The sequence below is a fragment of the Geothrix campi genome, from assembly GCF_024609265.1.
GTDB classification, from domain to species: Bacteria; Acidobacteriota; Holophagae; order Holophagales; family Holophagaceae; genus Geothrix; species Geothrix campi.
The window spans coordinates 153201-173773 of sequence record NZ_JANHMP010000003.1 but is presented as its reverse complement, the minus strand read 5'-3'; the positions used below and the strand labels follow the sequence as shown (position 1 = coordinate 173773).

At 70.0% G+C, this 20573-nt stretch carries 20 protein-coding genes and 1 riboswitch; of the genes, 8 read left to right on the top strand and 12 right to left on the bottom strand.

Features of this window, described 5'->3' with window-relative positions; genetic code table 11:
• Window positions 1-45: 45 nt before the first annotated feature.
• The 3 genes from recA to NOV65_RS12625 all read right to left on the bottom strand — a co-directional run bounded on the left by recA (window position 46) and on the right by NOV65_RS12625 (window position 3643).
• On the bottom strand, window positions 46-1104 hold the full coding sequence (recA, locus tag NOV65_RS12635; protein WP_257306826.1) for a recombinase RecA: 1059 nt from the start codon (window positions 1102-1104) through the stop codon (window positions 46-48).
• Between the two features lie 94 nt (window positions 1105-1198).
• On the bottom strand, window positions 1199-2326 hold the full coding sequence (locus tag NOV65_RS12630; protein ID WP_257306825.1) for a glycosyltransferase family A protein: 1128 nt from the start codon (window positions 2324-2326) through the stop codon (window positions 1199-1201).
• Between the two features lie 24 nt (window positions 2327-2350).
• Window positions 2351-3643, bottom strand: a complete 1293-nt coding sequence (locus tag NOV65_RS12625) for a chloride channel protein (RefSeq protein WP_257306824.1) — start codon at window positions 3641-3643, stop codon at window positions 2351-2353.
• Between the two features lie 80 nt (window positions 3644-3723).
• Here NOV65_RS12625 and NOV65_RS12620 point away from each other — a divergent pair, with 80 nt between their 5' ends.
• The 3 genes from NOV65_RS12620 to NOV65_RS12610 all read left to right on the top strand — a co-directional run bounded on the left by NOV65_RS12620 (window position 3724) and on the right by NOV65_RS12610 (window position 6657).
• Window positions 3724-4353: a GNAT family N-acetyltransferase gene (locus tag NOV65_RS12620; protein WP_257306823.1), complete on the top strand. Its 630-nt coding sequence runs from the start codon at window positions 3724-3726 to the stop codon at window positions 4351-4353.
• Window positions 4354-4381: 28 nt separating this feature from the next.
• A complete protein-coding gene (locus NOV65_RS12615) occupies window positions 4382-5347 on the top strand; it encodes a carbon-nitrogen hydrolase family protein (RefSeq protein WP_257306822.1) in 966 nt (321 codons plus the stop codon).
• Window positions 5348-5418: 71 nt separating this feature from the next.
• Window positions 5419-6657 (top strand): cation:proton antiporter, encoded by a 1239-nt coding sequence (locus NOV65_RS12610; RefSeq protein WP_257306821.1) that lies wholly within the window; start codon window positions 5419-5421, stop codon window positions 6655-6657.
• Here NOV65_RS12610 and NOV65_RS12605 read toward each other — a convergent pair.
• From NOV65_RS12605 to NOV65_RS12590, 4 genes are read right to left on the bottom strand one after another with little or no spacing between them, the layout of a single operon-like run.
• Window positions 6654-7376 (bottom strand): ABC transporter ATP-binding protein, encoded by a 723-nt coding sequence (locus NOV65_RS12605; RefSeq protein WP_257306820.1) that lies wholly within the window; start codon window positions 7374-7376, stop codon window positions 6654-6656. The genes NOV65_RS12610 and NOV65_RS12605 overlap by 4 nt on opposite strands.
• Window positions 7373-8359, bottom strand: a complete 987-nt coding sequence (locus NOV65_RS12600) for a FecCD family ABC transporter permease (RefSeq protein ID WP_257306819.1) — start codon at window positions 8357-8359, stop codon at window positions 7373-7375. The genes NOV65_RS12605 and NOV65_RS12600 overlap by 4 nt, the downstream gene beginning before the upstream one ends.
• Complete coding sequence (locus NOV65_RS12595; protein WP_257306818.1) at window positions 8356-9195, bottom strand: ABC transporter substrate-binding protein; 840 nt, start codon at window positions 9193-9195, stop codon at window positions 8356-8358. Before NOV65_RS12595 ends, NOV65_RS12600 begins: the two co-directional genes overlap by 4 nt.
• Window positions 9195-11243, bottom strand: a complete 2049-nt coding sequence (locus tag NOV65_RS12590) for a TonB-dependent receptor plug domain-containing protein (protein ID WP_257306817.1) — start codon at window positions 11241-11243, stop codon at window positions 9195-9197. Before NOV65_RS12590 ends, NOV65_RS12595 begins: the two co-directional genes overlap by 1 nt.
• 78 nt (window positions 11244-11321) lie before the next feature.
• Window positions 11322-11520, bottom strand: a riboswitch (cobalamin riboswitch).
• 48 nt (window positions 11521-11568) lie between these two features.
• Between NOV65_RS12590 and mtnP the strand changes: the two genes are divergently transcribed.
• From mtnP to NOV65_RS12570, 4 genes are read left to right on the top strand one after another with little or no spacing between them, the layout of a single operon-like run.
• On the top strand, window positions 11569-12441 hold the full coding sequence (gene mtnP / locus NOV65_RS12585) for an S-methyl-5'-thioadenosine phosphorylase (RefSeq protein WP_257306816.1): 873 nt from the start codon (window positions 11569-11571) through the stop codon (window positions 12439-12441).
• A complete protein-coding gene (locus NOV65_RS12580; RefSeq protein ID WP_257306815.1) occupies window positions 12441-12887 on the top strand; it encodes a hypothetical protein in 447 nt (148 codons plus the stop codon). The genes mtnP and NOV65_RS12580 overlap by 1 nt, the downstream gene beginning before the upstream one ends.
• Window positions 12884-13714: a peptidoglycan DD-metalloendopeptidase family protein gene (locus tag NOV65_RS12575; protein WP_257306814.1), complete on the top strand. Its 831-nt coding sequence runs from the start codon at window positions 12884-12886 to the stop codon at window positions 13712-13714. Before NOV65_RS12580 ends, NOV65_RS12575 begins: the two co-directional genes overlap by 4 nt.
• Entirely contained in the window at window positions 13711-14694 is a 984-nt protein-coding gene (locus tag NOV65_RS12570; RefSeq protein ID WP_257306813.1) for a hypothetical protein, read from the top strand. The genes NOV65_RS12575 and NOV65_RS12570 overlap by 4 nt, the downstream gene beginning before the upstream one ends.
• 21 nt (window positions 14695-14715) lie before the next feature.
• Here NOV65_RS12570 and NOV65_RS12565 read toward each other — a convergent pair whose 3' ends face one another.
• From NOV65_RS12565 to NOV65_RS12550, 4 genes are all read right to left on the bottom strand, one after another.
• Window positions 14716-15630, bottom strand: a complete 915-nt coding sequence (locus NOV65_RS12565) for a DMT family transporter (protein WP_257306812.1) — start codon at window positions 15628-15630, stop codon at window positions 14716-14718.
• Between the two features lie 9 nt (window positions 15631-15639).
• Window positions 15640-16236, bottom strand: coding sequence for a non-canonical purine NTP pyrophosphatase (locus tag NOV65_RS12560; RefSeq protein ID WP_257306811.1), 597 nt, complete (start codon window positions 16234-16236; stop codon window positions 15640-15642).
• Between the two features lie 148 nt (window positions 16237-16384).
• A complete protein-coding gene (locus tag NOV65_RS12555) occupies window positions 16385-17386 on the bottom strand; it encodes a ThiF family adenylyltransferase (protein ID WP_257306810.1) in 1002 nt (333 codons plus the stop codon).
• Between the two features lie 79 nt (window positions 17387-17465).
• Complete coding sequence (locus NOV65_RS12550; protein ID WP_257306809.1) at window positions 17466-17930, bottom strand: DUF6941 family protein; 465 nt, start codon at window positions 17928-17930, stop codon at window positions 17466-17468.
• 101 nt (window positions 17931-18031) lie between these two features.
• Between NOV65_RS12550 and NOV65_RS12545 the strand changes: the two genes are divergently transcribed.
• Window positions 18032-19639 (top strand): bifunctional metallophosphatase/5'-nucleotidase, encoded by a 1608-nt coding sequence (locus tag NOV65_RS12545; RefSeq protein WP_257306808.1) that lies wholly within the window; start codon window positions 18032-18034, stop codon window positions 19637-19639.
• A gap of 24 nt (window positions 19640-19663) precedes the next feature.
• Here NOV65_RS12545 and NOV65_RS12540 read toward each other — a convergent pair whose 3' ends face one another.
• Window positions 19664-20563 (bottom strand): hypothetical protein, encoded by a 900-nt coding sequence (locus NOV65_RS12540; protein WP_257306807.1) that lies wholly within the window; start codon window positions 20561-20563, stop codon window positions 19664-19666.
• Between the last annotated feature and the right edge of the window lie 10 nt (window positions 20564-20573).

Here is a 20573-nt window from a genome sequence, read left to right as displayed (position 1 = left end):
CCGCCGTCTGCCGACCCCTTCCAAGGGCGCGCAGGTCGAGATTGTCTACACTTCCACGGCGGTCTTCATGCCGAGGCGCTCACGGATGAGGCCTTCCACCTCGTCCGCCAGCTCGGGGTTGTCGGTGAAGAGCTTCTTCACGTTCTCGGCGCCCTGGCCCAGGCGGCTGTCCTTGTAGCTGTACCAGGAGCCGCTCTTCTGGATGATCTCTAGCTGGGTGCCCAGCTCCACCAACTCGCTGGTGCGGCTGATGCCCTCGCCATACATGATGTCGAAGGTGGCGACCTTGAGGGGCGGGGCGACCTTGTTCTTGACGACCTTCACCTTGGTCTTCTTGCCGACCACGGAGGAGTCCTCGTCCTTGGCGGCCACCAGGGGATCGCCCGTGTTGCCCTTGATGCTCTGGATGCTGCGGACATCGAGGCGCACGGAGGCGTAGAACTTGAGCGCGTTGCCGCCGGTGGTGGTCTCGGGGTTGCCGAACATGACGCCGATCTTCATGCGGATCTGGTTGATGAAGACGACGCAGGTGTGGGTCTTGCTGATGGTGCCGGTCATCTTGCGGAGGGCCTGGCTCATGAGGCGGGCCTGGAGGCCCACATGGCTGTCGCCCATCTCGCCGTCGATCTCGGCCTTGGGCACCAGGGCGGCCACGGAGTCCACCACGATGATGTCCAGGGCGCCGCTACGCACCAGCTGGTCGCAGATCTCCAGGGCCTGCTCGCCGCTGTCGGGCTGGCTGATGAAGAGGTTGGCCACGTCCACGCCGAGCTTCTGGGCATATTCGGGGTCGAGGGCGTGCTCGGCGTCGATGTAGGCGGCCAGCCCGCCCTTCTTCTGGGCCTGGGCCACCATGTGCAGGGCCAGGGTGGTCTTGCCGCTGGCTTCCGGCCCGTAGACCTCCACGACGCGGCCCTTGGGCACTCCGCCCACGCCCAGCGCCGCATCCAGGGCGATGGAGCCGGTGCTGATGACCTCGATGCCCTCGGAGGGGCTCATGCGATCGCCCAGCTTCATGATGGAGCCCTTGCCGAAGGCCCGCTCGATGTCGGCGACGGTGCGGGACAGGGCTTTCAGGCGGTCATCTTGTTCGGCTGCGGCCATGGGGTCCTCCGGAAGGGGTGCTTTCCAGGATGGAGTCAAAAAGCGAAAAAAACAAGAAAACTTTTGTCCCCCTGCCAGGGGCCGATGGAACAGCCTAGCGCAGCTTGACGTCCCGTCCCCGCCAGTGATTCACCCCCCGCAGGCGGTCGGCGAAGGCCCAGGCCGTGCCCGCCCCGAAGACCAGGGCGTCCAGGGGCCAGAGGGCCCAGAGCAGGTCCATGGGCCGGCCGGTCATGCGCTGCTGCACGTCCCCCGCCAGGGCCGGCACCAGCAACCAGAGCAGCAGGGCCAAGCCCGGGTGGCCGGTGCAGGGCAGCCACAGGGGGGCGAGCATCACCAGGACCACGGGCGGGAGGAGCAGGGGGAGGAGCCACCAGGCGGGCAGGGCGGCGGCGTTCTTCCGCATGGCCCGCACCAGCTCGCCCAGGCCGTGGTACATCCGCAGGTGCAGATCCGGCCCGCCCCGGGCCACCCGGTTCACGAAGCCGGCCCGCTTCAGACGGTGGGCCAGCATCATGTCATCGATGGCCTCCAGGGGGGCGGCGGCATGGCCGCCCGCGGCCTCGTAGGCCTCCCGCCGCACCAGGGTGAAGCCGCCCACGCCGCAGAAGGCCAGGTGGTGCGGGTTCGGCACCTGGTGGGGTGGCACCAGCAGCTGGAAGGCCGAGGCCGCCAGGGGGAGCACCACCCGCTCCGCCGGGGCCACGGCGTCCACCCCGGGGATCAGGGCCAGGATGTCCGTGGGCTGGGCCAGGGCGAAGGCCACGGCCCGCCGCAGCAGTTCTTGCGTGGCCTGCACATCGCCGTCCGCGAAGAGCAGCCACTCGGCGTCCCGGGCCTCGGGCTGGCGGGCGGCCAGATCCAGGGCGTGGTTCTTCCCCAGCCAGCCGGGAGGCAGGGCATCGTTGCGGAGGACCCGGAGGCGATCCGGCCGGGCGGCCTCCCGGGCCCGCAGGAGCTCCGTGCTGCCATCGGTGGAGCCGTCATCCACTGCGACGATGCGCAGGGCCGGGTAGTCCTGGACCAGCCAGGAATCCATGGCCGCGGCCAGCTCCGCGGCCTCGTTCCGCACGGGGATGCAGAGGCAGACGGTGGGTGGATCCGGGGGCAGGGCTGGATCCGGGTCCAGCGAGGGCAGGCGCGCCCAGTGGCGGCGAAGGACCCCCAGGGCTGCCAGGATGAGGGCAGTGACGGTCCAGGCGGCGGCGTCGGTCCAGGGCATGCCCCAGGCTAGCCGGGGAATCGCCTATTCGGCTGGAGTGGCCTGGTAGGCGGCCACGGTGGCCACCAGGGCGGGCACCACCAGGGCCGCCTGGCCGGTGGTTTCCGCCAGGAAGACCACGGGGGTGAGCAGGCTGCGGTGGACGGCTCCCGTGAAGGCGCTGGTGCCGACCAGGACGAAGAGGCCCGGCTGGCCGAGGCCCGCCCAGGCTTCGAAGGCGGCGCCGAGGGCGGCGCCCATGGTGACGGAGGGCAGCCAGGTGCCGCCCACGCCGCCCCCGGCGAAGGTGAGGGAGGTGGCCACCAGCTTCAAGGCCAGGAAGGCCATGGCCTGGGACGACGGCATGCCGCCATGGAGCAGATGGGACACCAGCTCGATGCCGCCGCCTTGCGTGACGGGCAGGCCCGGCCAGAGCCAGGCGCCGGGCAGGGCCAGGAGCAGCAGGCCCAGGCCCGCCACGCCGCCGCGGACCGCCAGGGGCAGGCGCCCGAGGTGGTGCCGCCCGAACCGCAGCAGGCGCCGGTAGAACGAGGCGACCACGGCGCAGGTCAGACCCAGGGGCAGGGCCCAGAACACCTCACGGGCCATCAGGTGGTACGAATGGGCGGCGCCGAGGAGCGGCGTGGTCCCGCGGAGGGCGATGAAGACCAGAAAACCCGAAGCCGAGGCCGCCAGCGACGGGGCGAGGCGATCCGCGCTGAGATCACCCTCCTGCTCCGTGGCCAGCAGGGCGCCGGCGATCGGCGCCCGGAACACGGCGGCCAGGGCGGCCGCGGAGCCCGCCATCACGATGACGCCGGGCTGGGCCAGCAGGCGCCGGGCCCAGCGGAAGCGCCGGGCCAGGCGCCGGAAGAGCTGATGGAACTGGGCGCCCACGGCGGCGCCCAGCCACCGGGCGGGGCCTTCCACGCCGGCGCTGCCGCCGAAGCCGATGGTGAGCGCGCAGGCCGCGGCCTTGCCCAGGCTGGGGAGGAACCGGAACGTGGCCAGGGGTTGATGCCTGGCCTGGGCCAGATCCTTCGGCAGCGACACCTCTCCCAGGCCCGAGAGGTGGAGCCAGAGGCCCGTGAGCAGCAGCCCGATCAGGGGCGTGACCACCATGGCCCAGGTGCGGACCCCGTGGCCTTGAAGCAGGGCTTCGAGCCATTCGATGCCGGACAGCGCCAGGGCCGCGACGAGGCCGATGCTCGCGCCCAGGGGCAGGACCGCCAGCGCCAGCCTCCGTGTCTGGGCCAGCACCCGGAGGCTGCGCAGTCGCGAGGGGAGGGCGAGCGGACCTTCCAGGAGATCTCTGCGGCGTTGGGGTCCATCGGCCATGGGCCCAGTGTGGTCCTGCTCCACCGTGCCTGTCTAGACAGGGTGGGTTATCCTCGGACCGGACATTCCAGGGGAGTCGCATGACCGCGCTGGATTACCCGCCCCCCATGCTGCGTCTCCGGGTTCCCGAGGATGTGGGGGAGATCCGCAACCTGATGGTGCGGGTCTATCCTCCGCCCCATGGGCCCGAGGCCGTCTGGTCGGCCGAGAACCTGCGCCGCCACCTGGCGGTGTTCCCCGAGGGGCAGATGGTGGTGGAGGCCGGGGACCACCTGGTGGGCACCGCCACCGCCCAGCGGGTCCCCCTGGCGGCGGCCCTGGCCCCCCACACCTGGTCGGGGATCACGGGACACGGCTCCCTGTCCACGCACGATCCGGCCGGAGAGGCCCTCTACGGCGTGAACATCGCCGTGGATCCCGCCTGGCAGGGCCGGGGCGTCGGGAGGCTGCTCTATCAAGCGCGCATCGACCTGGGCCGCCGGCTGGGCTGCCGGGCCTTCGTGGCCGGCGCCCGCATCCCCGGCTACCACCACCACGCCGCGGCGATGAGTCCCGAGGCCTACGTCGAGGCCGTGGTGGCGGGCCGGATCTTCGATCCCACCCTGTCCAAGCAGCTCCAGGTCGGCTTCCAGGTGGGGGGCGTGCTCCGCGGCTATGCCCACGACGTCGAAACGATGGGGCACGCGGCCCTCATCGTCATGGAACTCTGACGGGTTCCGTCTGCACAGGAGATCCCCCATGCGGTTCAAGGCTCCCACCCCGTTCCTCTCCCGCCCGGTCCGCGTCTGCGGGATCCAGTACGGCCTCCGTCCCGTGAAGGATTTCGCCGCCTTCGCGGAGCAGGTGGAGAACTACGTGGACGTCGGCGACGACTACGATGCCGATGTCATCGTGTTTCCCGAGCTGCTGGCGGTCCAGCTGCTGAGCTGCCTGGCCCGGGGCTTCGCGCCCGCGGATGCCATGCGGCGCCTGGCCGAGCAGTTCAACGACGAGTTCGAGGGCCTGTTCCTCGGGCTCTCCCGGAAGTACGACCGCATCATCGTGGCGGGCACCCACCCCCGCTTCGTGGACGGAAAGCTGCAGAACGTGGCCTCGATCTTCGTTCCGGGTCACGGGCCCATCCATCAGCCCAAGCTGCATCTCACGCCCACCGAGCGGAACGTCTGGCAGTTCGAACCTGGCCAGGAGATCCACATCCTCGAAACGGATTTCGGGCGGATGGGGGTGTCCATCTGCTACGACGTGCAGTTTCCGGAGGTGGCCCGCATCCAGGCGGAGCAGGGCATCCAGCTGCTCGTCGTGCCCTACCTCACCGACGACCGACGGGGCTACACCCGCGTCACCACCTGTGCCAGGGCGCGGGCCGTGGAGAACCAGATCTATGTGATCACCGCCGGCATGGTGGGCAGCCTGCCCCTCATCACGGACCTCACGGCGCAATACGCCCAGAGCGGCGTCTACACCCCCTCGGATTTCCCCTTTCCCATGGACGGCATCGCCACCGAGGCGGCCCCGAATTCCGAGATGGTGCTGGTGGGGGACATCGATCTGGCCATCCTCGATCAGACCCGGGCCCGGGGTTCGGTGCTGAACCATCAGGATGCGGCGGAAGACGGTCTGCACGTGAGCTTTGATGGCCGGATCTGCGTGCATCACCTGCCCTGGCTGAACCGGGAGCCCGTGCCCACTCCCTTCGTGGGCTGATTGATCCGCCCTGGGAACGGGCGGGGTGGTTGAATGGGTGATCCAGTACCGCTCCGCCTGTTGAGGTGTCCATGCCCCTGGCCTTCGTGGCCCACGATCCCCTGGCCGGCACCCTGATGCTGCTGGCCTTGCTGTGGCTGTCCGCCAAGGTCGGGGGCGAACTGGCGGTGCGCCTGAAGCTGCCGGCCGTCACCGGGGAGCTGGCCGTGGGCCTGGCGCTCACGGCCCTGCATCAGCTGTGGCCCGTGTTCCCCGATGTGGCGGCCTCGCCCGCGGCAGAGCTGCTGGGGGGCCTCGGCGTGGTGGTCCTGATGTTCGCGGTGGGGCTGGAATCCACGGTGCCGCAGATGCTGAAGGTGGGGGCGGCGTCGCTGCGGGTGGCCTTCATCGGCGTGATGGTGCCCATGGCCGCGGGCCTGGCGGGGGCGTGGCTCCTGCTGCCCAAGGACGCTCCCTTCGTGCTGGATCTCTTCATCGGCGCCTGCCTCTGCGCCACCAGCATCGGCATCTCCGCCCAGGTGCTGCGGGAGAAAGGCGCCGCCGATTCCCTGGAGGGCCGCATCATCGTGGGGGCGGCGGTGGTGGACGACGTGCTGGGCCTGCTGGTGCTGGTGGCCGTGTCGGGGCTGGTCGGGGCGACCGCGGGAGGAGGCCTGGGGTCCGACCTGGCCCGGACCCTGGTCCTGGCCCTGGGCTTCCTGGCCGCCGCGCTCACGCTGGGCCGCCTGGCCACCCCACGTCTGTTTCGCCTCGCCAGCCGCTTCCGGGGCGAGCAGGTGCTGCTCCCGTTGGGGCTCGGCTTCGCGTTCCTGCTGGCCTGGCTGGGCAGCCTCGCGGGGCTGGCCTCCATCGTGGGAGCCTATGCCGCGGGGCTCATACTGGAGCCCGCCCACATTGAGGATCTCGAACGCCGTGAGCGGCACACGCTGGAGGAGTTGGTGCATCCCCTGGTGACGGTGCTGTCGCCCCTCTTCTTCGTGCTGATGGGGGCGAAGGTGGATTCCACGGCCCTCTTCAAGCCCGCCACGCTGGGCTTCGCCATCCTGCTGGCCGCACTGGGCGTGATCGGGAAGTTCGTGGCGGGCTACGCTGGCGGCCGGGGCACCCGGGCCACCGTGGTGGGTTGGGGCATGGTCCCCCGGGGCGAGGTGGGCCTGATCTTCGTGGCCACGGGCGCCCAGCTCCAATGGAACGGCACCCCCCTGCTGGGCCCGGACGTCCAGGCTGGCATCATTGGTGCCCTCCTTCTCACCACCGTGGCAGGGCCCGTGGGGCTGAGCTGGGTATTGCGGAAGCCCCAGGCGCCTTAATCGCCCGGCAGTTCCGGCACCAGGCTCTCCACGAAGGTGGCTTCCACGCGGAAGACCTGGCGGATGAGCCCGGCGGTGAGGACCTCATGGGGCGGGCCGTTGCCCACGAGACGACCGCGGTCCAGCACCAGCACGCGATCGAAGCGGTAGGCCGCCCGCAGATCGTGGAGGCTCACCACCACGATGCCGCCCTGGTCCGCCAGGCGCCGGGCCAGGCGCATCACCTCGAGCGCATGGCGCACGTCCAGCTGGGCCACGGGTTCATCCCACAGCTGGATGGGAGCTTGGGTGGCCAGGGCCCGGGCCAGCCCCACGCGATGGCGCTCGCCGCCGGACAGCCGCGTGGCGGGGCGATCCGCGAGAAAGGTGAGATCCAGCTCCGTCATGGCCTCGGCCACGCCCGAGCAATCGTCGCCCCAGGCGTACCGGCCCTGGGCCACCACCTCCCGCACCGGGAAGGCGAACTCGAAGTGGGCCTCCTGGCCCACCCAGGCCAGGAGCCGCCCGCGTTCAGCCATGGGTATGTGCGACAGCGCTTGTCCATTCCACTGGACCGTCCCGTGGGCGGGCAGCAGCCCCGCCAGCGCCTGGATCAGCGTGGATTTGCCGGCCCCGTTGGGGCCCACCATCGCCACCAGCTCGCCCGGACCCAGATCCAGCGACACGGCCTCGAGGCGGCCGGGCACGGACAAGCCAGACGCGTGGAGGGCGATGGTCATCGCGGCCTCCGCAGGAGCCAGAGGAAGAAGGGGCCGCCGATGAGGGAGGTGACAACGCCCAGCCGCAAGCCGAGGGGGAAGGTGCGGGTGACAAGGTCGCAGGCCAGGAGGAAGGCCGCACCGCCCAGCATGGAGTAGGGCAGCAGGCGCCGGTGGTCCGGGCCGAAGGCGATCCGGAGGATGTGGGGTACCACCAGGCCCACGAAGCCGATGATGCCGCCCACGGCTGTGGCCAGGGCCGTGAGGATGGTGGAGAGGACGATGAGTTGGCGCCGGAGGCGCCGCACATCCACGCCCAGGCTCTGGGCGCTCTGTTCGCCCAGGCTCAGCAGGTCCATGGCCCGGCCCAGGGGCAACAGCAACAGGCAGGTCACGAGGATGGTGGGCACGCCCATCCACACGTGCTCCCAGCTGCGGCTCTCCAGGCCGCCCATGAGCCAGAAGAGGATCTGGGCGTTCACTTCGAAGTGGCCCGCCGTCGTGGTGAGCAGGAAGCTGGTACCCGCGCCCAGCAGCGCGTTGAGGGCGACGCCGGAGAGCAGCAGCCGCTCCGTGCCGGCCCCGCGCTGGGCCAGCATCAGCACCGCGCCGGTGGCACCGAAGGCCCCCAGGATGGAGGCCACGGGCAGGGCCCAGAGGGTGGCGGCGGCGAAGCCCGTGGCGGGGGCCAGGGCCAGCACGGCCACGGCCCCCAGGGCGCCGCCGCTGCTCACGCCCAGCAGGCCGGGACTGGCGAGTGGATTGCGGAAGAAGGCCTGCATGACCACGCCGCTGGCGCCCAGGGCCGCACCGGCGGCCATGCCCACCAGGGCCCGGGGCAGGCGGAAGTCCCGCACCACCGTGCGGGCGATGTCGTCCCCGCGACCCGCCAGGGCCCCGATCACCTGGCCGAAGCTCAGCCTCAGTTCGCCGAAGGCCAGCGAGGCCAGGAAGGCCAGCACGAGCAGGCCGAGCAGGATGGGGACGGCGGTGCGCGGCTTCACCGGAACCGCTCGGGATGCAGGGCCCGGGCCAGCAGTTCGTAGGCGTCGATGCGGTGGTGGGAGACGCTAGACATGAGGGCGCCGGGAATGACCGCGAAGCGCCCGGCCTTGAAGGCGGGCAGGACGCGGTAGTGGGGGATCTCGGCCAGGCGGGCGCGGGTGTCCGACGCGTCGGGCCGGTCTCCGGAGATCACCAGCACCTCGGCGTTCCAGGTGAGCAATTTCTCCGAAGGCGTGGGCGCGTGGCCCTTGAGGCCAGCCTCGGCCGCCACGTTCACCGCCCCGGAGTGATCACAGAGATCCTGGAAGGTGGTGCCGGAGCCGGCGGTGAAGGGGTAGGCCCCGGCCGTGAGCACCCGGACGGGGCGGGCGCCCCTGAGGCGCTCCGCGAGGGCCTGCACCCGGGCGTGGCACTGGGCGATGAGGGCCTCGGCCCGGGCCTCTTGGCCCAGCTCGCGGCCCAGGATGCGGAGGCTGGCGTAGACATCCTCCAGCGAGTCGAAGCGGTCGAGCACCACCAGCCGGACCCCGGCCCGCCGGAGCAGGGCCAGGGTCTCGGGGCGGGTGAAGCTGGCGGCCAGCACCAGATCGGGCCGGAAGCGCAGCACGCTTTCCGCGTCGCTGTCCTTGAGGGCGGGGAACCGCTTCGCCTCGGCGGCCACGACGCTGAACCGCGCGTCCTGGCCGATGTGGCTCAGGGCGGCGATCTGGCCGGGATCCGCGAGGGCCAGCAGCAGCTCGTCCGTGCCCACGGCCTGGCTCACCACCCGCTGCGGCCGCGCGGCGAGCAGGGGCAGCGCGGCCAGCAGCAGCAGGAAGGCAAGCCAACGTCGCATCACCATCTCCAGGTCGCGGCCAGGGTCCAGCGCGGGCCGGGGGCGGGGAAGCCGTAGACCAGGCTGGCATCGCCCTCCTGATCGTAGCGGCCGCTGAGCCAATCCTGGACCGTCTGTTTCCGCTGGAGCAGGTGCTCGCCGCGGAGAGCCAGGACGAGGTGCTGCACGGGCTCGCAGGAGAGGCCTGCACTGAGGTCGTGGTAGGGCTTGCGGGTGCTGATGACCTCGTAGGTGGTGTCGTTCAGGTCATAGCGCGACCCGATCCGGGCGAGGCGCACGTCGGCGCGCCAGATCTTCGTCTGGACGAAGCCCGCCACCGCGGCGGTGAAGAAGGGGTGTCGCAGGATGGCGGAGTTCTGCTGGCCGAAGCGGTCGGCATCCGTGTTGTGGTCCAGGTCGCGTGTCTCCTGGCTGCGCAGGATCAGGTCCCAGCCGAAGGCGACATCCTCGCCGCCGCGCCAGCCGAGGGCACCTTCGAGGCTCTGGGCCTGGATGGAGCCCTGGTTCGCGTAGTGGGAGGTGAACAGGGGCGGAAAGGCAAAGCTGGTGTCGTAGACGTAAGCCAGCAGGTCGGAGACGCGGGTGCGCTGGGCCTCCAGTCGGTACTCCCAGTGACCCGCGAACTGGCCCGTGGCGCCGATCTGGAGGGTGCGGCTGCGCTCGGGGAGGATCGGGTAGGCCCGGCCATCCTGGCTTCCCGCCTGGGCGTTGAGGCTGAACTCGGTGGTGTTGGGCATGCGGAAGCCCTGGCCCGCGCTGGCGTAGAGGCGCAGCTCGGGTGCGAGCCGCCAGTTGAGGCCCGTGCGCCAGGTGCCCGCTTCCGCGCTCCCGGCGCGGCTGCGCAGCCCGGTGTCGGTGCGGGTGAGGTCCCGGTGGCCGGCGTCGCGGCGCAGGCCCGCCACCCAGTCCAGGCCCTCGACGAGGGTCCAGCGCAACTCCAGGGCCCCGGCCAGGTCGTGCCCCTCGCCCCGGTAGGGAATGGCGGCGTAGGTGTTCGGGTCGTAGTAGTTCCGGGCGTGGGCCGTGTCCACGCGGCCCTCCAGGCGGCCCGAGAGGCGGAGGGCGGGCGCCGGCGTCCAGTGCAGGGTGAGCTGGTCCTCCACTCGGCGGAAGTCCCGGTCCGTCTGCTCCCGGTGGGGCCCGCTGGGATCGCCCGTGTTCCCCTCCAGGGCCTGGAGGGTGTTCTCCAGCGACAGGGTGGGCGCCAGGGTCCAGCGCAGGCCGGCCCCCCAGCTCTCCTGGCGGGCGCGCATCTCGCGCTGGGGCCCGTAGGCTCGCACCGCTGGAAAGCCCAAGGTGGTGAAGGGGGTGGTCGCCGTCTGGCCGCTGTTGCGGTAGAAGGCCGTCACCTCAGCCCCGCCCAGTTTCGTACCCATCCGAAGGAAGCCCCCGGCCTGGCGGAAGGCGTCATCGGGGAAGCCACTTTCCTGCTTCTGCGCCTCGCCACCGGCGGCTATCCAGCCACGGGGCCCCGTGATCTGGACCTGTGCGGTGCCGCCGAGCAGGCCGTCTGTGCCCACCTTCATGCCCACTTGGCCATGGGAACCCTTGGCGCCCCGGCCTACGCTGGTGAGCGCGATGACGCCGCCGATGGCGTCGCTGCCGTAGAGGACCGAGGAGGGGCCGAGGATCAACTCCACGCGCTCGATGCCCACGAGGCTGAGGGCCCCCAGGTCGGGGCTGAGGGCGGTGGGATCGTTCAGGCGCAGGCCGTCCAGCAGGATCACCACGTTGCGGCTGAGGGTGCCGTTGAGGAAGGCCGAGGCCTGCTTGCCCGTGCCGCCGGTGCCCATGACCGCGCCGGGCTGGAGGACCTCCAGCAGATCCGCCAGGGTGCGGCTGCCCAGGCGGGCCAGTTCCTCGGCCTCGATGATGCGCACGGGGGCCGGTGTGCGGACGACCTCCACGGGCTGGGCTTCGGCGCTGACGGTGACAGTGGCCTCGGCGGGCTTGCGGTCGGCTTCGGCCGCGGCCAGGGCGTTTGGCGCCACCTGGGAGAGAACGGCGGACATGGCCGCCAGGGAGAAGAGATTACGGGCAGAACCCATCATGCCTCCACGCATGACGTCGCGGCGGCTGGGCGGATCCCCGGAGGTGGGAAACCATGGCCCAGCCCGTTCCCACGACGGGGGGTGAGGTGCGGGACCGGTCTCCGGGCTCACACGCGACAGGGGCCTTTCAGCTCCCTCCGAGCCTTCCCGGGACGATCCCAGTGACTCGGACTTGAGGTCTCACGCCGGGTGGGGTGTTGGCGTGGTGCATACCGTTGCGGGGCAGCGCAGGAGTCTCACCTGCTTCCCGTGCATCCAGCACGAAATTGTCAGAACCCCAGGGAAACACGGCACCGGGAGCGGGTGCAAGTACAATGGCCGCATGCGAGCACCCATCGGCATCATCGGCGGCAGTGGACTCTACCGGATGGAGGGCCTGTCCCTGGAACGGACGGAGCTGGTGCAGACGCCCTTCGGCGCACCCTCGGGCCCCGTGCACCTGGGCACCCTGGATGGCACCCCTGTGGCCTTCCTGGCCCGCCACGGCGAGGGCCACCGCTTCACGCCCAGCGAAGTGAACTACCGCGCGAACCTCTGGGCCCTGAAGTCCCTGGGCGTCGAGCGGCTCATCTCCGTATCCGCCGTGGGCAGCCTCCAGGCCCGCCACAAGCCCGGCGAGCTGCGCCTCGTGAGCCAGTTCATCGACAAGACCCGCCACCGCAAGGACACTTTCTTCGGCGAAGGCCTGGTGGCCCATGTGAGCTTTGCGGAACCCGTCTGCACCCACACCACCACGATTCTGCTCAAGGCTGGACAAGCTCTGTCCATTCCCATCGAGGGCGGCGCCACCTACGTCTGCATGGAGGGGCCGGCCTTCTCCACTCGGGCCGAGAGCCGCCTACACCAGAGCTGGGGCGCGGACCTCATCGGCATGACCCAGGTGACCGAGGCCCGCCTGGCCCGCGAAGCCGAGCTCTGTTACGCCTGCATCGCCCTGGTGACGGACTACGATGCCTGGCGCGAGGAGGAGGAGGGCGTGGACGCCGCCTCGGTGCTGGAGGTCATGCACGCCAACGTGGACAAGGCCCAGCGCCTGCTCCGGAAAGCCGTACCCCAGCTCTCGGGCTCTCCTCGCACCTGCGCCTGCGGCGAGGCCCTCAAGGCCGCCCTCTTCACAGACTCCGAGGCCGTGACCGAGGACGCCCGGAAGCGGCTCGACCTGCTGGTGGCCAAGTACGGATACGGAGGCCGCTGATGCCCGTCACCGCCCCCAGCGCCAAACTCCAGGCCCTGCTCAAGGAGTTCCAGCAGGTGGCGGCCATGGCCGGCTTCCTCAACCACGGTTTCGATCCCCCGCAGCTGCGGCTCCAGTTCACCCTCTACGGCCGCATCCGGACGGGAACCGAGGTCGAGGCAGTGGAAGCCATCCCGCGCCTCCAGGCCTGGTCCGAAGCGGTGCTGCAGAAGCTGCGCGAAGACAGCGCCGGCGCCATCCTTCCTGGCCAGGTCCTCGTGGCGCCCATCCAGCCTTTCCAGGGCGGCGGGTTTACGGTGGTGGTGAACGCCACCTTCGCCACCAAGGTCACCGACAGCGGCTACTTCAAGGTGAAGACCGCCGTGCTTGCGGCCTACCAGGAGGCCGTTCGGTTGCGGGAGGCGGGGTTTGATCCTGAGACCCCAACCCTTGGGGTTGCGGAATGACCTTGGCCCGATGCCGCGTGGCGGCCCTGCTGATGGTGGCGGTGGTGGGGAAGGGGCTCATCGGCGCCGAGCCCACCTCACTTCCCTTCAAGCCCTCGCCGGTTCCCGGAGGTGTGGTGGTCATCGCCATTCCGGGCAAGGGCGCGGCGCCCGCGGTCACCTACCGTGGAGAGCCGGTGCTGGTGCGGCGGGGCGTCCGAGGCTGGCAGGCGGTGGTGGGCATCCCGCTGAGTGCGAAGCTCGGCCAGGACGCCATCGAAGTGGACGGCCATGCGGTCTCCTTCACCATCAAGCCCAAGCGGTATCCCGAGCAGCGCATCACCCTGAAGGACCAGCGGAAGGTGACGCCCAACGCGGAGGACGAGGCGCGCATCGCCCGGGAGCAGGCGTTGATGGCACCGGCCTGGAAGGCCTGGCCAGAGGGCCTGATCCCCACCCTGGGATTCCAGCGCCCCGTGCCCGGCGCGCTGACGGCCTCCTTCGGCATGCGCCGGATCTTCAACGGAGAACCCCGATCACCCCACTCGGGCCTCGACATCCGGGCACCTCAGGGCGAGCCTGTGCGGGCCCCCGCCGCGGGGACCATCGTTCTGACGGGCGACTTCTTCTATAGCGGCAACGCGGTGTTCATCGCTCACGGCGAAGGCGTGGTCAGCCTGCTTTGCCACCTGTCCAAGATCACGGTGAAACAGGGACAACTGGTGAAGGCCGGGGACCTGGTGGGTGAGGTCGGCATGACCGGTCGGGCCTCTGGCCCCCACTTGCACTGGTCCCTCAGCCTCAACAACGCCCGGGTGGATCCGCGGCTCTTCCTGGGACCGCGATGATCCGCCGGGCGCTGACGGCCGTTCTCCTGGCCCCGGCACTCGCAGGCGCGCCCCTGGCGGGTGAATCCACTGCGGCTTCCGCGACGGTGGCCTTCGAAGCGTTCTGGTCCCGGGCCGAGGGGCAGCCCTTCGACGCTCAAGTGGCGCTCTGGAACCGGATCGTCGAAGTGCCGCGCCAGGCCCTCTACGAGGCGGCCGTCTGGGAGACGCGGGATCATCCAGACGGGGGAGCCCGAAAGGCCCGGCTGCTCCGGCAGCGGTTCGCCGCCTACCGGCGTCTCGCGACCCGGATCCCGGCGGAGGAGCGGGCGCTTGAGGAGGCGATCCCCGGCACGCTGGCCCGGTTCAAGGCCCTCTTCCCCGAGGCACCCGTCCACCCGGCGATCCACCTGGTGCTGGCTCCCGGCTTCGACGCCAAGAGCGCCGTGGGACCGGACGGCGCCCCGGTGCTGCTGCTGGCGGTGGATTCGCTGGCCCTCGAAGACGCCGACCTTGGCGTCCTCCTGCCCCACGAGCTGTTCCACCTCTACCATGCCCGCCGCGCCGGGGTGCTCAACGACGGGGTGATGCCCGGGGCCACGCTGCTGCTGCCCCTCTTCGCCGAGGGGATGGCCACCTTCGTCAGCGCGACCCTGGTCCCCAACCGCACGGAGGGCCAATGGCTGCTCCAGGAGGACCTGGGGACGCTGCCCCTGGACCGCCTGCCCGAGCTCAGCCGACGCTTTCTCGCGGATGCCGACCGGTTGGCGGCCGACCCGGGACATCCGGAGGCCTTCCGCCGGTGGTTCAATGCCTCGCCGGCCGGGATCCACGGCGATCTGCTGGACCGGACGGGGTATTGGCTGGGACTACAGGTGGTCCGCCACCTTTCGCGGACCCGCTCCCTGCAGGAGATGGCCGCCTGGCCGCCCGCGCGGGCCGAGGCGGAGGCGCGGGCGGCACTGAAGGCCCTGGCCGGGCTGCCGCAGACCGCGCCCTGAGCCTCGCCTGACCGGGCCGGATCACCCCGCGGCGGGGCGGTACCCCTTCGTCTGCACGAGGATGACGCCCAGGATGGCGATGGCGCCGCCCAGGATGGTGAGCAGGGAGGGCACCTCGCTGAGCCACACCCAGGCGATGAGGCTGGCCAGCACCGGCGAGAGGTAGAGGAAGCTGGAGAGCAGGGAGGCGGGCATGCGGGAGAGGGCGAGGTTCCACAGCACGTAGGCGATGGCCCCGGGGAAGACGCCCAGGTAGACCACGGCGGCGGTCGCCGAGGGCGCGGCCGCGGGCAACCGGTGGACCAGGCCCGGCAGGAAGACGAGCATGGGCAGGGTGCCCGCCCAGATGGAGTAGCAGGTGAAGGCGAGCGCGGAATGGCGGCGGAAGCTCCGCTTGGACAGGATGGAATAGACCGCGGCCACGGCGGCGGACAGCAGGATGAGCAGGGCGCCGGGCGTGAAGCGCAGGCCCCGGCCGCTGCTGAGTGCGATGAGGGCTACGCCGGTGAAGGCCACCAGGATCCCGCCCCAGCCGAGGCGGGTGAGGCGCTCGCCCAGGAAGAGGGCCGAGAGCAGGGCGGTGAACACGGGGCCGGCAGCGATGAGCAGGGAGGCGGCGCCCGCCTGGACCGTCAGCTCCCCGAAATTGAGAGCCACATGGTAGACGCTGATGCCCAGGAAGCCCGCCAGGGCGATCATGGGCAGGTCACGCCGCTCCGGCAGCCGCATCCGCGTGGCCAGGGCATACAGGGCCAGGACGACGGAGGCTGTGCCGAAGCGCAGCAGGGCCAGCTCGCCGGGACCGTACCCGTCCACGGCCGGCAGGCCCGCCGGCGTGATCCGCAGGCCGGCCCGGATACCCGCGAAGGCCGAGGACCACAGCAGCAGTACGCCGGCGATTGCCAGCCAGGTCCGGGGGTCGCGTTTCCAGGTCATGCTTTCACGCTAGCGCGGAAGCCGGGTCAGCCGCGCCCGCAGCGCCGCGCAGGCCATGGCCCGGTGGCTGAGGGTGTGCTTGGTTTCCGGGGGCAGCTCGCCGAAGGTGTGGTCGTAGCCATCGGGGATGAAGACGGGATCGTAGCCGAAGCCCCCATCGCCGCGATGGTCAAAGGCGAGGCTCCCCTCCACGGCGCCGCTGACCGTGAAAGCCTCTCCTTCGCGAGGCGCGTAGGCCAGCACGCACACGAACCGGGCAGCCCGGTCGGCGCCGTCGGGGACCATGGCCAGCAGGCGCCGGTTCTTGTCGCGGTAGGTGGACAGGTCCGGCGCGAAGCTGGCGGAGAGCACGCCCGGTCCGCCCCACAGCGCATCCACGCAAAGGCCCGAATCATCCGCCAGCACGCCGTCCACGGGCTCACGGCCATGCGCAAGCCACCAGGCCCGGGCGCCCTCCGCCTTCTGCAGCGCGTTGTCCTGAAAGAACGCGCCGGTCTCCGGCAGTTCCGGCGCGTCCGCCGGCCAGGGAATGAAACGGACTTCAGGGAGCAGCTCGGAGAACTCCCGCAGCTTGCCGGCGTTCCGTGAGGCGAGAAGAATTTTCATCAGGGGAATCACCCAGGGAGAACTTGGAACTGCGAAAGGCGCGAAGGAACGCGAAAGAAGCCAATAGGGGGTCGGATCAAATAAAGTCGATTCTTTTTCGCGCACCCGCAGGGCGATTCGTGAATTTCGCGGTTCCCGTTTTAGTGGTTCAGCACCCCACGACCTCGGTGTACCAGCTCCGGGCGCGCTCGGGGGTCATGGGGCCGTGGACGAGGGCGCGGCCATCGGCGAAGAGGGTGATCTCGTCGGGGCCGTCCTGACCCTTGAGCATCATCCCGGCCTGTTTCCAGGGGCTGCGGGTGCGGGTCTCCAGCCGGGCTTTCAGGGTGGCCAGGTCCAGCTTCCCGGGCGGGTTCACGCGGATCTGCACGCCTTCCAGCCCGCAGAGGGCGCTGGCCTTGAGAGTCCAGCGGGCGTCCAGGAACTCGGTGACCTTCTCCATGCAGAAGCGGCAGCGGGTTTTCGGCGGCTTCAGGAACTGGCGCTCGTCGTGCCAGAAGTCGAAGCGGGCCAGGTCGGCATGGGGCGTCTTCCCCGTGAGGACCTTGATGGCCTCCAGGGCCGCCCAGCTGGCAATGACGCCCACGGCGGGGCCCAGCACGCCGACGCTGTCGCAGGTGTCCACGTCGCCGCCCGCTGGAGGTTCCTCGATGAGGCAGCGCAGGCAGGGCGTGTGCGGTGGATTCAGGGGCCAGATGACGCCTTCGCCGCCGATGGCACCGGCGTAGATCCAGGGTGTGCCCGTGAGGATGGCCACATCGTTGATGAGGAAGCGGGCCTCGAAGTTGTCGGTGCCGTCGCAGATGAGGTCGAAGCCCGACAGCAGCTCCCGGGCGTTGCCGCTGGTGAGGTCCGCCACGACGGGAGCCAGGTCGATGCTCGAATTGGCTTCACGCAGCCGCTCCGCGGCTACTTCAGCCTTGGGGCGCCCCAGGTCCGATTCGCCGTACAGCAGTTGGCGCTGGAGGTTGCTCTGCTCCACCAGGTCGCGGTCGATGAGCGTCAGGTGGCCCACACCCGCCCGGGCCAGCCAGGGCGCGATGACCGAGCCGAGGGCGCCCAGACCCAGCACCGCCACCCGCTTGGAGCGCAGGGCTCCATCGGCTTCACGGCCTAAGAAAATGCGCTGCTTGGCGTACCGGTCGGACATGGCCTCTCCGACCTTCAGTCTAAAAGCAACGGCGCCCGTCCGGGCGCCGTTGAAGACTGAAGACTTGAGGACTGTCGAGCTAGTTCCCGGCCTGGCCGGCCTCGGCCATGGCCTTCTCGTACTCGGCCTGGAGGCGGCTGGCGTCGGAGATGGCGAACTTGTAGACGTACTCGAAGCGGTCGGCGCCCTTGGTGAGGGCGATGATCACTTCATAGACGCCCTCGCCGCTCACCTCGAAGGGGGCCGCGATGACGTTGAAGGTGCCTTCCTTGGCGCCGTCGGGGATCTGCACGTCGCTGTCGCGGATCACGTCCTTGCGGTCGCCGGTGGGGCTCACGATGGAGAAGCCGAACTTGAACTGGCCGTCCATGCGGGAGAAGCGGGTGTAGAAGCACACCTTGGGCAGGGTGAAGGGCACCTGGGGTACCACGATGTGATGGTCGTACAGGCCCATCAGCGAGGTCTTGCCGCCCATCTCCTGGCGGATGTCATCGCAAAGCAACGTGAATTCGTGCTTGGGGGCCTTGATTTGGACTTCTTGCATGGGGGGGCTCCGAAAGAGGGGGCATCCTGGGGTGAAGGGAAAGTTTACCCTTGAAGACGGTACCATCCAACCACGGGTTGATGGCCGGCCCCGGAGGCTGCATGCGGCATTGGTTCTGGATCCTGTTGCTCGCCCTGGGCCTCCAGGCCCAAGAGGCCCGGATTCAGATTCTTGGAACAACGGACATGCACGGCCACGTGATGGCCGAGGAGACCTTCAGCCTCCAGCCGGCGAACCTGGGCTGGGCGAAGGTCGCCACCTTGATCCGCCGGCAGAAGGCCTTGAACCCCGACACGATCCTGGTGGATTGCGGCGACACCATCCAGGGCGAGCCCCTGAATTACGTGAGGAACGTTCTGCGCCGCGAGCTGCCAGAACCCAGCCTGGCGATCATGAACGCCCTGGGTTTTTCCGCCATGGCCGTGGGCAACCACGAGTACGATTTCGGCCTGGAGCTGTTGCGCGAGGTGGAGAAGCAGGCCAAGTTCCCTTTCCTGTCCGCCAACACCCTGACCCCCAAGGGGGCTCCCGCCTTCCCCACCCACATCCTGGTGACCGTCAGCGGCGTGCGCGTGGCCCTGGTGGGTTTCACCACCCCGCGGACCGCGGCCCTGGCCGGGCCCCGGAACGTGGCGGACCTGGCCTTCCAGGACATCGTGACCGCTGCCCGGGAGCTGGTGCCCCGGTTGCGGGAGAAGGAGAAGGCCGACGTGGTGGTGGCCCTGGTCCACTCGGGCCTTGGAAAGGTGGATGGGCGCTCCGGTGACGAGAACGCGGCCCTGCGTCTGGCGGATCAGGTGCCGGGCCTCGATGCCATCTTCACGGGCCACACCCACCAGGCCATCCAGACCGAGCACAAGGGCATCCCCATCCTCCAGGCCCAAGCCTACGGGCGGGCCCTGGCCGTGGTGGACCTGAACCTCCGGAAGGAGAAGGGCCGCTGGCGCGTGACGGGGGCCCAGGGTCGCCTGGTCCGTCCCGAGGCCGATACGCCCGCAGACCCGGAAGTGCTGAGCCTGACCGCGGAACTGCGCTCTGCCACGGACCGCTACCTGGACACGGCGGCCACCAACCTGCTGGTGGACCTGGACAGCCGCTGGTCCCGCATGGAGGACACGCCGCTGATGCAATTGCTCCACCAGGTGCAGCGTCAGGCCACGGGGGCCCAGCTCTCCGCCGCCGCCAGTCCCGGTGCGCGACTCTTCATCCCCAAGGGGCCCACCAGCGTCCGGCAGTTCTACGCCCTGGCGCCCTACGAAAACCAGGTGGCCCGCATCCGCATCAACGGCGCTCAGCTGAAGGCCTACCTGGAGCACGCGGCGCGCCACTACACCTACAGCTGGGAACCGGAGCTCTACAACCGGGAGGTGCCCATCCACGACTTCGACACGGTGGACGGGGTGACCTACGCCTTGAATCTGGGACGGCCCGTGGGCAGTCGGGTGGTCAACCTCAGCTTCCAGGGGCAGCCCGTGAAGCCGGAACAGACCTTCACCCTGGCCCTCACCACGTACCGGTTGTGGGGAGGCGGAGGCTACATGGAGGCCATCGGGTTCAAGGGAACTCCGGAGCTGGTGACCGAGGTCTCCCAGCGCAATCTGCTGCTGGCCTATGTTCTCGCCCGCCCCGCCTTGAATCCGGCCGTCACCAACGCCTGGCGGACCATCCCCTATCTGGATCGGGAGCGGGTGCTGAACCAGGCCAAGTGAACCCCCGGCTGAAGGGGGTCCAGCCTACTTGATCTTCACCAGCATCAGGCCGCCCCTGGGATTCACGAACACCGCATCGGAGTCGAGCACGCCCACGAGGACGTGGCTTTCATCCAGGCCCGTGGGCAGGAAGTCGAGACTGGTGCGCGGCAGGTCGAGCCGGGCCAGGGCGAGGCCCTGGAGGGTTCCCCGCTGGGCAGCCGGTACCTGGGAGGCCTTCAGGGAGGCGAAGATCACCCCCTTGCCCACCCAGACGGCCAGTGGGCCACGGTTGGCGGCGTCGCCCTCGAGGGTCGGGGCGGGAACTCCGCGGAAGAGCAGCGCGGTCTCCCCGACCTTCTTTCCGGTATTGGCGTCCAGGATGCTGAGATTCAGGGCGTTGCCGTCGGCCATCAGGATGTTGCCGCTGTCATCCAGGGTGAGGGGACGCAGGTTCTGGGGGGCGGGTCCATCCTTCTTCGTCGGCTTGGAACCGAAAGACCAGATCACTTCGGCGGTGCGGTAATCGCGCTTCTCGACATAGGGTTCGGCCGTGCGGTAGGAGAGGACCATGCCCATCGCATCCCAGCAGATATCGCCGACCACTGCGGGGAGTCGCTCACTACCCAGAATGCGTCCAGTCCGATCGATGTGGGTCAGGGAGGTGCCATGGGCGATCCAGGCGGCGTTGCGCGGGTCGATCACCCAGCGATCAGGTTCTCCACTGAGCTTTCCGAGCGGCAGGGTTCCCATGAGGCCACCGTCGCGGGCCCAGGTGTGCAAGGCGCGCCCGGCTGGGTCATAGAACGTGAAGGAATCATCCTTGTCCTGCTTGGCCCAGCTGGTGGCCTTGGTGGCGGCATCCCAAGCCTGGGCGGACCCCAGCGCAGGGGTCAGACATAGAAGGGCGCCCAGGAGGGACGCGCAGATAGAAAATGACCTCACGAGAGCCTCG